Consider the following 10734-nt stretch of genomic DNA (forward strand, 5'->3'; position numbering starts at 1 on the left):
GATAAGTAAGACAACGGTTACGACGCTCTATTACTTGGACTCCGGCGCCAGAACCTGCGACTGGAAGTCGTATTGCCACTGGTTGAAGTAAAGGTTCCCCCCTTCCCACTCAACCTCACCTCGTTGCAGATCAACGGTCTCCGAACGGAAGTGCTGCTTGGCAGGCACGAACGCGCGTGAGTAGTCATCGTTGAACGCGATGCGGTAGGCATCCAGCCCGCCGAAATAGAAATTGCGTTGTTCGGGCTGGTCGCTGTCCAGTGCACCCGTGCTTACATCCATCGGCACCCAGCCGTAGGGCGCAAGATAGAGCGCGCCCCAATCGTGCAGGTTGTTGTAGCCGACCTCGTTGTCCGAATACACCATGCCCGACTGCCAACGCGCCGGGATGCCATTCATGCGCAGCAGCGAGATCAGCAGCAAGGTCTGCTGGCCACAATCAGCATGACCTGCATGCAGCGCGTAGTCGGAAATATTGCTGATTGTCGAATACTCGCGGGCGCCGCCCCACGGAATCGCATCAACTGCGTCGAACAACTTCTTGGCGACGCGGTAGGGATTGGTTTCATTGCCCACCGCCATGCGCGAGAACTCCCGCATGGCCGGGGTGAACACCACATGCGGTGCGCGCTCGCCCAGATAGGGTTGCAGCTCTGGATCCCGTGGCGTTGGCAGCACTTTGTCGGGATCGATGATGAAACGACGCGCGGAGATGGTGAGCTCGTAGCTGACCGAAAACTCGGTCGGCGTGCCAGCCACGGCCTTGCGCTCAAGATAGGCGGTGCGCTGCAGCGTGTCTTCCGGCGCGATCTGCGCACCTTGCGGCAGGCTGGACAGCCATTGGATGTTTTCCTGCTGGCCGGGTATCGAACGCGGATAGGGCAGCCAGGCGCGTACGGTCTTTCCGGCCGGCACCGCATCGGCGTCGACCTTGATGGACTGGGTGATACGCACCCGACGCGGAGTAATGCTGGTCTGGCCGCTCTGCTGCGATGCCTCGATCACCTCGACATGGTGCGAGCCAAGCCGCTCATACGGGCCGGGACGGGAAACGCGCTTGTCCGGCGGTCGCCGGTTGGAGGCCTCGGTACTGAACAGGAATAGATTGTTCGGCGCGCGCTTGAACCAGCGGCGCTGACCATCGATGTCCAGGTGCTCGATCAGGCCGGCGTCATCCCAGGCCTTGAATTCTTCATCACGCAGATCCGGCACAGATTTGCGCACCGCAGCCTTGGCCTGCGCTTCGTCCAGGGTGAAGTCCAAGCGAATGCGGCGCATACGCTCCTGCTGGAACAGGTAGGCCGCACGGCTGTCGGCATCGGTGCCGGGCGCGGCCAAGACCTTGTCGATCTCGGCCTGCGCGCCGGCAAAATCGCCACGGTCCACACGCGCCGTCAACTCGGGCAGCGCCGTCGATGGTGCCTCGCCGGCATAGGCGATCCAGGCCACGCCCATGCACAAGGCAGAGGCGAGAACCGTGCGAGCGAACGGGACGCGGGCAAAGCGGGCAGAATCGGCGTTTGATGCCACGGCAACACTTCCACGTGCAGGGTGGTTAACGCTGTGTAACACGCACCCGATAGCCGGTCAATAATTTATTCTTGCTTTCGACAGCGAAAGGAATAAATATTCCTGAGCATCAACGAGGGGAGCTTCCCAATGCTTGCTTTGCCGCCGCTATCCCAGCGCCGACGCCTTGCCCCGCTTGCGCGGGCTTTGATCCTCGCCACGGCGCTGTGCGCCGGGCCGGCTTTTGCGCTGTCGCGGGTGCCTGCGGCAGCGGTTACGCCCTCTTACGCCGGCATCATCGGCCTGGAAGAAGGCCTGCTGACGCCGCAGCCGTGGATCGCCAAGCTGCCCAATGCGGACGCCGTGATCATGGATCGCGCCGCCATCGACGCGCAGAACGCACGCATGCGCCAGCTCGATGCCTCCATCATCGACCTGCACAAGCTGCCCGCGCTACTGCCACAAGTATTGGTCCGCGAGCAGATCGCCGGAATCTCCAAGACCCCGACCCGCACCCTGTACGACGTGCATGGCAAGCAGGTCACCCCAGCCCAACTGCAGGCAGTGACCGCCAACCTCGGCCTGGATACGATTCCGGCCACCCGCCCGATCCAATACGGCCTGGTCGTGCACCGCGCCGCGCTGCGCGCCTTCCCCACTGAGCTGCGCGTATTCAGCAGCCAGGGCGATACAGATATCGACCGCTTCCAGGAGTCGGCGCTGTTCCCCGGTGACGCGGTCGCGGTGCTGCATGAAAGCGCCGACGGCAAGTGGGTGTTCGTCGCCAGCGAGCGCTATGCGGCGTGGATGGAGAAGCGCTTCGTCGGCGTTGGCAGCGCCGAGCAGGTCTTCGGTTACGGCGCCAAGGGCCCGTACCGGGTGATCACCGCGGGCAAGGCCTTCACCGCACACACCCCGGAAGAGCCGCGCGTCTCCGACCTGCAGCTGGAGATGGGCGTGCGCGTCCCGGTGCTGGCCGACTGGCCGGTGATGGACCCGGTCAACGGCCAGCAGGCGCATGGCGGCCATGTGATCCAGCTGCCGGTGCGCAATGACGACGGCAGCCTGGCGCTGGTGCCAGCCCTGCTGCCACGTTCGCAGGAATCGGCCAGCGACTACCTGCCGCTGACCCAGGCCAACCTGATCACCCAGGCCTTCAAATTCCTCGGCGAACGCTATGGCTGGGGCCACTCCTACGACACCCGCGATTGCAGCGGCTTCGTCTCGGAGATCTACCGCAGCTTTGGCGTGCTACTGCCACGCAATACCAGCGCGCAGGCGATCAGCCCGGCCTTGAACCGCGTGCCTTTCACCGACAAGGACAGCAAGGCCAAGCGCAGTGATGCGATTGCCAAGCTGCAGGTCGGCGACCTGATCTACATCCCCGGCCACGTGATGATGATGCTAGGTGAAGCCAATGGCATGACCTGGGTGATCCACGATACGTCCGGTGGCAGCTGGTTCGATGCCAGCGGCAAGCGCGTGCATGCCAGCCTCAACGGCGTATCGGTGACCCCGCTGCAGCCGATGATGGCCAGCGACACCGCCAGCTACATCGACCGCATGACCAACATCCAGCGCATCCGCCTGCAAGACACCAAATGAAGATCACCGACATCGAACTTGGCATGCTCCGCGTGCCGCTGAAAACCCCGTTCAAGACCGCACTGCGCACCGTGGAAACGGTGGAAGACATCGTGGTGATGGTGCGCACCGACACCGGCAACACCGGTTACGGCGAGGCGCCGGCCACTGCGGTGATCACCGGCGACACGCACGGCTCGATCATCGAGGCCATCAACACCTTCATCAAGCCGCGCCTGATCGGCGAGGACATCAGCAACCTCAACCGCATCTGCGGGCTGATCCAGACCTCGCTGGAGCGCAATACCAGCGCCAAGGCGGCGGTGGAAATCGCCATCTACGATCTGTGGGCACAGCTGCACAAGGCTCCGCTGTACCAGATGCTAGGCGGCGGCGATCCGGTGATCACCACCGACATCACCATCAGCGTCGATTACATCGACAAGATGGTGGCTGATTCATTGTCGGCGGTGGAGCGCGGCTTCGAGTCGTTGAAGATCAAGGTAGGCAAGGACATTGGTCTGGACATCGAGCGGGTCAAGGCCATCCACGCCGCCGTCGAAGGCCGCGCCCTGCTGCGTCTTGATGCCAACCAGGGCTGGACCGCCAAACAAGCGGTGTATGCGATGAACGTGCTGGAAAACGCCGGCGTGGTGCTAGAGCTGCTGGAACAGCCGGTAAAGGCTGCAGATATCGCCGGCATGAAATACGTCACCGAGCGCGTCAACACACCGGTGATGGCTGACGAAAGCGTTTTCAGTCCGCACCAGGTGTTTGATCTGATCCAGCAGGGAGCAGCCGACATCATCAACATCAAGTTGATGAAGACCGGCGGCATTTCCAACGCGATCAAGATTGCCGACATTGCCTCGTTGTACGGCGTGCCATGCATGATCGGCTGCATGCTCGAATCCAGCATCAGCGTGGCAGCGGCAGTGCATCTTGGCGTGGCCAAGTCCGGCGCGATCAGCAAGGTGGACCTGGACGGGCCATCGCTGAGCCAGTTCAATCCGGTGGTGGGCGGCGTGATCTTCAACGAGTCGGAGATCAGCATTACCGATGCGCCGGGCCTGGGCATCATCGAGGTCCGCGGGCTGGAGATGATCAAGCCGTGATCACCCAAGCGGCGGCGACCGGTCTCTCCTCGGTTGCCGCCGCCGTGGTCGCGCATGCGCAAACAACAGCACCGGCAAAGTCCGGTGCTGTTTTGTTTTGGGATGAGTGCCTCCACCAACACATGAGCCTGGCTTCTGCTTCTGCTTCTGCTTCTGCTTCTGCTTCTGCTGTTGCCCCCTCCCTTGCGCGCAGCGCAGGGGAGGGTTGGGGAGGGGTAGCTTCAGCTCCGGCTTCTGCTTCTGCTACAGCAAACGCCAGAGCAAAGGCTTTCTCTCCCCTTCGGGGAGCGAGTTACTTTTCTTTGCTTGTGCAAAGAAAAGCTAACCAAAAGAAGTGCTTTTTCAACAGCCGAATGGCTGGTCAAGCACACCCTGCCTCCGCGCCCACGTCGCTATGCGACGCGGGTCCACTCCGCTGGCAGGATTTTTCGACAATACATCCCTGTATCGTCGAAAAACGACGCACATCCGTGTGCGTCGCCCCGTTCGGGGTCTTGTCTGCCAGCTCCGTCGCTGCGGAAGGGGACCCGGTGGAGCAAGAGCAACGGCAGGAGCCGGAGCAACTGCAACTGCAGAAGCTACCCCTCCCCAACCCTCCCCTGCACTACGTGCAAGGGAGGGGACTGGAGCAAAGACACGGGCACAGGCGAAAACCCAAAGCGCCCTCACCCCAACTCCTCTCCCGCTTCGCAGGAGAGGGGCTATGGAGCAACAGCCAAAAAATCAGCGCTGCTCCGCTTGCTCGCGCAATCCCTTAAAGTCTTCAGCAGATAAACATCCATACGCCCATGCCACCTCTGGTGAAAATCCGCTCCGAACGCGAACAGATGTCGGCCATCGAACGTCGCATCGCCGACTTCATCCTCGACAACGCACATCTGCTGCGCGATTACTCCTCGCAGCAGCTTGCCAATGCCTTGGATATCAGCCAATCCAGCGTGGTCAAGTTCAGCCAGAAACTCGGCTTCAAAGGCTATCCCGACTTGAAATACTCGGTAGGCGCCGCCGTCGCCGCCGCCGGCAATGGCGAGAGCACCAACTGGCCCCCGGAGAACCAACCCGGCGGCTACCTGCTGGTTGCCGAAACCCTGCGCCGCGCCAAAGCCGCTGCCGAAGAAGAAACCATGGCCGCCAATTCCCAGGCCGACGTGGAAGCAGTCATCGCACTGGTCGACAACGCACCCAAAGTCTTCATCTATGGCTTGGGCGACGATGGCCTGTACGCGCGTGAGTTCGCCATGCGGCTGTCGCTGCTGGGCATCCTCACCGTGCAGCAGGCCGATCCCATCCTGATGACTGCCAACCTCTCCGCCGCTCGCCCCGGTGACGTGCTGCTGGTGTTCTCCGAATTCGGCAAGCTGCCACAGCTATGGCAGTTGTCGCGTCAATTCCAGGAAGTCGGCGGCAAAGTGGTGTCTATCACCCGCCACACCGCCAATCCACTGCGCGCGCATGCAGATGCCTCGCTGGCCATCTGCGCACACGACCCGCAACCACCCATCGCGCAGCTGCTCTACCGTAGTTCGCTGCAATACCTGCTGGATTTCGTGTTCGTCCTGCTGTGCCAGACCAATCCTGATCGGCAACGGCAACTGGCATTGAACCAGGAACGCATCCAGCACCTGATCGACATCTGACCGCAGGAGCCGCCGCCATGCTCACTCTGTTCCAACGCAACTTCCGACACCTGCTGGGCTGCATGTTGATGGTCATTGCACCAGCCAGCTTCGCCTCGCCGCTCGCTACTCCAGTACACGGTGCCCGCCAGCTGATCGTCGTCACCACACCCAACTGGAACGCGACCAACGCCCACCTGCAGGCCTTTGAACGCACCGTCGGCGGCTGGAAGGCCCACGATGCAGGTTTCGACGTCAGCCTCGGTCGCAGCGGCAGCGCCTGGGGCATCGGCGTGCATCCGCAGCAGAAGGATGGCCCGCAGAAGCAGGAAGGTGATGGCCGCAGCCCGGCCGGTATCTTCAACATCGGCCCGGCGTTCGGCTATGCCGAGCACATCACCAGCGCCATGCCCTACCAGCCGATGCTGGCCAGCAGCTACTGCATGGATGTGCCCGCCTCGCCGCTGTACAACCAGATCGTCGATGCCGCCAAGGTCGGCGAAGCCGCGGTCAAGGGTTCCACCGAGGCCATGCGCCTGGACCTGCACAACAACGGCGACCGTCGTTACCGCGAAGGCTTCGTCATCGAGCACAACCCCGCTGCAGTACCCGGCCAGGGCAGCTGCATCTTCGCCCACCTGTGGCGCCAACCCGGCGAAGCGACCGCCGGCTGCACCGCAATGGAGCCGGAGCGCATGTCGGCCTTGCTGGAATGGCTGTCACCCGAGGCCAAGCCGCTGTTCGTGCTGCTGCCCGATGCCGAGTACCAGCGGCTGCAGCGCAGCTGGGGCTTGCCCGCACTTTCAGAAACTACTCGTTGAGCATTTGTCCGGTTCCGGGCATCTTCCCTTCTCTTTAGCCAAGCCCTCTCTTCATGACCGACAGCGCACCCGCAAAATCTTCCAAGGTCTCGGCACCGGTCAAGGTGCTGATCGCGCTGGTGCTGGCCGCCATCGTCGGGCTGGCGCTGACCGCCTATGACCAGACGCTCGCACTGAAGATCGCCGACCTGCTGCGACCGATCGGCCGGCTCTGGCTCAACGCACTGCAAATGACGGTGGTACCCCTGGTCACCGCACTGGTCATCGTTGGCGTCAATACCGCCAGCAATGCCGCCGCGTCCGGGCGTACCGCGCGCAACGCGATCATCGTGTTCCTGATCCTGCTGGTCGGCTCGGCCGCGTTCTCCGCGGTCATCACTCCGTTCCTGCTGGACCTGCTGCCGCGCGATGCCGACAACATCCAGGCCTTCCGCGATGCGTTGCGCTCACCGACCACCGCAGCCACGCCGCTCAGCGCCGCGCAATGGATCAGCTCGTTGATTCCCAGCAATGCACTGGCAGCGGCCGCTTCCAGTGCGATGCTGCCGCTGGTGGCCTTCGCCATGTTCTTCGGCTTTGCCTTGAGCCGGCAGGAGCCGGAGCGCCGCGATCGCATCCTGGACATCATCCGCATCATCGCCGACACCATGATCACCATCGTGCGCTGGGTGCTGTGGGCGGCGCCGGCGGGCGTGTTCGCACTGGTATTCGTGGTCTGCGCCGAAGTTGGAATGAGCATCATCGGCGTGCTAGGCTATTACATCGTGCTGATGTGCGTGATCTACATCCTGATCACCCTGCTGCTGTACCTGGTCGCCCGCTTCGCTGCCGGTGAACCGTTCGGCCGCTTTGCCCGAGCACTGGTGCCGGTGCAGGTGATCGCCGGTAGCACGCAGTCCTCGCTGGCATCGTTGCCGGCCATGATCGACAGCGCGCGCAACCGCCTCGGCTATCCAGCTGCACTGACCTCGCTGGTGCTGCCGATGGCGGTGTCGCTGTTCCGCATCACCAGCCCGGCGCAGTACATCGCCGTGGCCAGCTTCATCGCCTGGCTGTACGGCATCGACGTGCATGCCTCGCAATATGCAGTTGCGGTGCTGTTGGCAGCGGCGATCAGCATGGGCTCGACCGGCTTGCCCGGCCAGGCCAACTTCATGACCAACAACATGCCGATCACCCAGAGCCTGGGCCTGCCGGTGGAGCCGCTGGGCGTGTTGCTGGCGGTGGATACCATTCCCGATGTGTTCTGCACCATCGGCAATGCGACTGGCGGCGTCACTGCCACCGGCATCGTTGCCCGGCACACGGCGCAGCACCCAGAGCAGGATCAGACCAGCGACAGCTGATTGCCCGCAACCACTCCCGCCATTGGCGGGAGTGGTGTTCGATCACTCCTGCGGCGGCAGCGGTGGAGTGCCGTAAGCAGCATCGGCCGCCATCACGTCGCGGGTGTTCTTCTGCACAGCGACCGCACCGAACAGCGACAACGCGAACGACATGCCATAGAAACCCTTCTCGCTGAGCAGCAGGGTCGCATTCCACAGGCCGACCAGCAGCAGCAACAGCGCGCACAGCAGCGCGAACCAGCACAGGCTGTAATACAGATTGCTTACCGGGATGCCCTCCAAGCGGTCACGCACGCTCTTCTGCAGCGATACCGCCGAGAACAGGCCGAACAGCAGCAGGGTCAGGTAATAGCCCTTTTCGTTGAGCAGCATCTCGGCGTTGAACAGGCCGACCAGATACGCCACCGCCCCAAGCAACAATGCCGTCCATGCGGACGCGATGAACGCGGCAGAGGGGCGATAGATCTGTTGTTTCGTCATGAAAACTCCTTTTTTGGATGCAGGGGCCCAGTTCCACAGGCGCTCGGCCGCTACGGTAAGCGATTCCGTGCGCCAGTCCCATCCCCCGAACGGACAGCATCGGTCGCCATGGTGTACAACCCTGCACTGGTATCGCATCCCGCTTCCGGAGACCTCCATGCCCCGTACCCTCCTGCTCAGCATGAGCCTGGCCCTCGCCCCCGTACTGTTCACCAGCGCCTGTGCCGCCGATCCTGATCCGGCAGCCGAGGCTGCAGTGAAGTCCGCGCAATGGCCGTTCACGGCCACCGAAGCGGCCCGCTTCAACGAGCCCTGGGCAATGACCTTCCTGCCCGACGGCAGCCTGCTGGTCACCGAGAAGAGCGGCAAGCTGGTCCACTTCGACCCGGCCAGCGGCAAGCGCGGCACCATCAGCGGTGTCCCGACCGTGGCCTATGGTGGCCAGGGCGGCTTTGGTGACGTGGTTGTCCACCCGCAGTTCGCCAGCAATGGTCTGGTCTATTACAGCTATGCCGAAGAAGGCGAGAACGACACCCGTGGTGCTGCGGTCGCTCGTGCCAAACTGGTGCTGGATGCCGACGGCAATGGCCAGCTGACCGATGCGCAGGTGATCTGGCGACAGACGCCCAAGGTTACCGGCCGTGGCCATTATGGCCATCGCCTGGCGTTCGGTCCGGATGGCAAGTTGTGGATCAGTTCCAGCGAACGGCAGAAGTTCGACCCGGCGCAGGACATGAAGACCAATCTGGGCAAGATCATCCGCCTCAACGACGATGGCAGCGTGCCCGCTGACAACCCGTTTGTAGCGCAGGGATCGCCGGCCGATCAAGTGTGGTCGCTGGGTCACCGCAGCGTGCTCGGCCTCGCCTTCGACGGCAACGGCAAACTGTGGGAACACGAGATGGGTCCGAAGGGCGGCGACGAGCTGAACCTGATCCAGCGCGGCGGCAACTACGGCTACCCGATCGTCTCCAATGGCGATCATTACGACGGCCGCCCGATCCCCGATCACGACACCCGCCCGGAATTCATTGCCCCGGTGGTGACCTGGCGCCAAGTGATTTCGCCGGCCGGCTTCATCATCTACAACGGCAAGCAGTTCCCGCAATGGCAGGGCAGCGGCTTCATCGGTGGGCTCTCGTCCAAGTCGCTGGTGCGCGTTGCCTTTGATGGCGACAAGGCCCGCGAAGCCGAACGCTTCGACATGGGCCAACGTATCCGCGAAGTGGAGCAAGGCCCGGACGGCGCACTGTGGCTGCTGGAAGACGGCGCCAATGCAAAGCTGTTGAAGCTCACGCCGAAGGCAGGCTGACGCCTCCGCTTCCTGTAGTGCCGAGCCATGCTCGGCAGAGGCGTTACCGGGCAAACCTCACCTGTAGTGCCGAGCCATGCTCGGCAGAGGCATTACCGGTAAAGCTCCTTGCCGAGCATGGCTCGGCACTACAACTAGGATCGCAGGCGTATCGCCAAACCTACTGCCTGCACCAACCCATAGCTGATCAAGGCCGCCGCCAACGCCAAGGTCAACGGACTGGCGTTGCCGATACCCGCCCCCATGCCCTGGCTGAAAGCACCGCCATACCAGCGCCAAACCAATCGTCCGATCAACAACACCGCCAGGGCACCGCCGATCCACGGATTCGGCGTATAGCCTGGCTGCCCATCGCGCGAGCTGATCAACGTGTGCTTGAGTGCGAACACTCCCAGGCCAACACCGGCAGCCGCGCCTGCAGCAACACCCCACGCCACATGCGGGACATACACCGCCGCAAACACCAGCATCGCGCTAACCAACACCAAGATGCCGATACGGAAGCCATTGCGAACAGGCCGCCACGCCTGCCAACCAAAATGACGGCGGATGCGCCGGTAATACAACCAGCCGAAACCGGCCGTCATCAACCAAGGCATGTAGACAGGCAATGCAGCAGGCATGAAGCGTCCCCGTGTTGTAGGAGCGGCGTAAGCCGCGAAGCTGACAATAAACCAGACATCGTACTGCCGAGCCATGCTCGGCAGCGGCCTTACCGGTATAGCCCCACCTGTAGTGCCGAGCCATGCCCGGCAGCGGCTTTATCGGCAATGCTTCAAAAGCCAACCCCTCCCCAACCCTCCCCTACGCCTGCGGCGCAAGGGAGGGAGCGTAGTGGGGGGGGGGGGGGGGGGGGGGGGGGGGGGGGGGGGGGGCGCCGGCCGCCCGGGGGCGGGCCCCGCGGCGCCGGCCCCCAGAGCGGGAACGGCGCGGTGGGGGGGGTGGCCGGGC

9 protein-coding genes are annotated in these 10734 nt (G+C 63.1%); 6 read left to right on the plus strand and 3 right to left on the minus strand.

What is annotated here, in order from left to right; all coding sequences use genetic code 11:
• Window positions 1-30: 30 nt before the first annotated feature.
• Window positions 31-1455, minus strand: coding sequence for a transglutaminase-like domain-containing protein (locus tag ACVOLZ_RS09680; protein WP_481515936.1), 1425 nt, complete (start codon window positions 1453-1455; stop codon window positions 31-33).
• 204 nt (window positions 1456-1659) lie between these two features.
• Between ACVOLZ_RS09680 and ACVOLZ_RS09685 the strand changes: the two genes are divergently transcribed.
• The 5 genes from ACVOLZ_RS09685 to ACVOLZ_RS09705 all read left to right on the plus strand — a co-directional run bounded on the left by ACVOLZ_RS09685 (window position 1660) and on the right by ACVOLZ_RS09705 (window position 7991).
• Window positions 1660-3114 (plus strand): C40 family peptidase, encoded by a 1455-nt coding sequence (locus ACVOLZ_RS09685; protein ID WP_481515930.1) that lies wholly within the window; start codon window positions 1660-1662, stop codon window positions 3112-3114.
• Complete coding sequence (locus ACVOLZ_RS09690; RefSeq protein WP_282270746.1) at window positions 3111-4208, plus strand: dipeptide epimerase; 1098 nt, start codon at window positions 3111-3113, stop codon at window positions 4206-4208. The genes ACVOLZ_RS09685 and ACVOLZ_RS09690 overlap by 4 nt, the downstream gene beginning before the upstream one ends.
• 788 nt (window positions 4209-4996) lie before the next feature.
• Window positions 4997-5845, plus strand: a complete 849-nt coding sequence (locus ACVOLZ_RS09695) for a MurR/RpiR family transcriptional regulator (RefSeq protein WP_481515931.1) — start codon at window positions 4997-4999, stop codon at window positions 5843-5845.
• A 62-nt stretch (window positions 5846-5907) separates the two neighbouring features.
• Window positions 5908-6645 (plus strand): L,D-transpeptidase family protein, encoded by a 738-nt coding sequence (locus ACVOLZ_RS09700; RefSeq protein WP_481515937.1) that lies wholly within the window; start codon window positions 5908-5910, stop codon window positions 6643-6645.
• Between the two features lie 53 nt (window positions 6646-6698).
• The gene (locus ACVOLZ_RS09705; RefSeq protein WP_481515932.1) at window positions 6699-7991 is read left to right on the plus strand and encodes a dicarboxylate/amino acid:cation symporter; all 1293 of its coding nucleotides are present in this window, start codon (window positions 6699-6701) and stop codon (window positions 7989-7991) included.
• 42 nt (window positions 7992-8033) lie between these two features.
• On the opposite strand, the gene yiaA is transcribed toward ACVOLZ_RS09705, so the two are convergent.
• Window positions 8034-8471 (minus strand): inner membrane protein YiaA, encoded by a 438-nt coding sequence (gene yiaA, locus ACVOLZ_RS09710; protein ID WP_481515933.1) that lies wholly within the window; start codon window positions 8469-8471, stop codon window positions 8034-8036.
• A gap of 157 nt (window positions 8472-8628) precedes the next feature.
• On the opposite strand from yiaA, the gene ACVOLZ_RS09715 reads away from it, so the two are divergent.
• On the plus strand, window positions 8629-9783 hold the full coding sequence (locus ACVOLZ_RS09715; RefSeq protein WP_481515934.1) for a PQQ-dependent sugar dehydrogenase: 1155 nt from the start codon (window positions 8629-8631) through the stop codon (window positions 9781-9783).
• Window positions 9784-9917: 134 nt separating this feature from the next.
• Here ACVOLZ_RS09715 and ACVOLZ_RS09720 read toward each other — a convergent pair whose 3' ends face one another.
• Window positions 9918-10406 (minus strand): CcdC protein domain-containing protein, encoded by a 489-nt coding sequence (locus tag ACVOLZ_RS09720; protein WP_481515935.1) that lies wholly within the window; start codon window positions 10404-10406, stop codon window positions 9918-9920.
• Window positions 10407-10734 lie beyond the last annotated feature (328 nt).

It is taken from the genome of Stenotrophomonas sp. STEN020 (genome assembly GCF_056760195.1).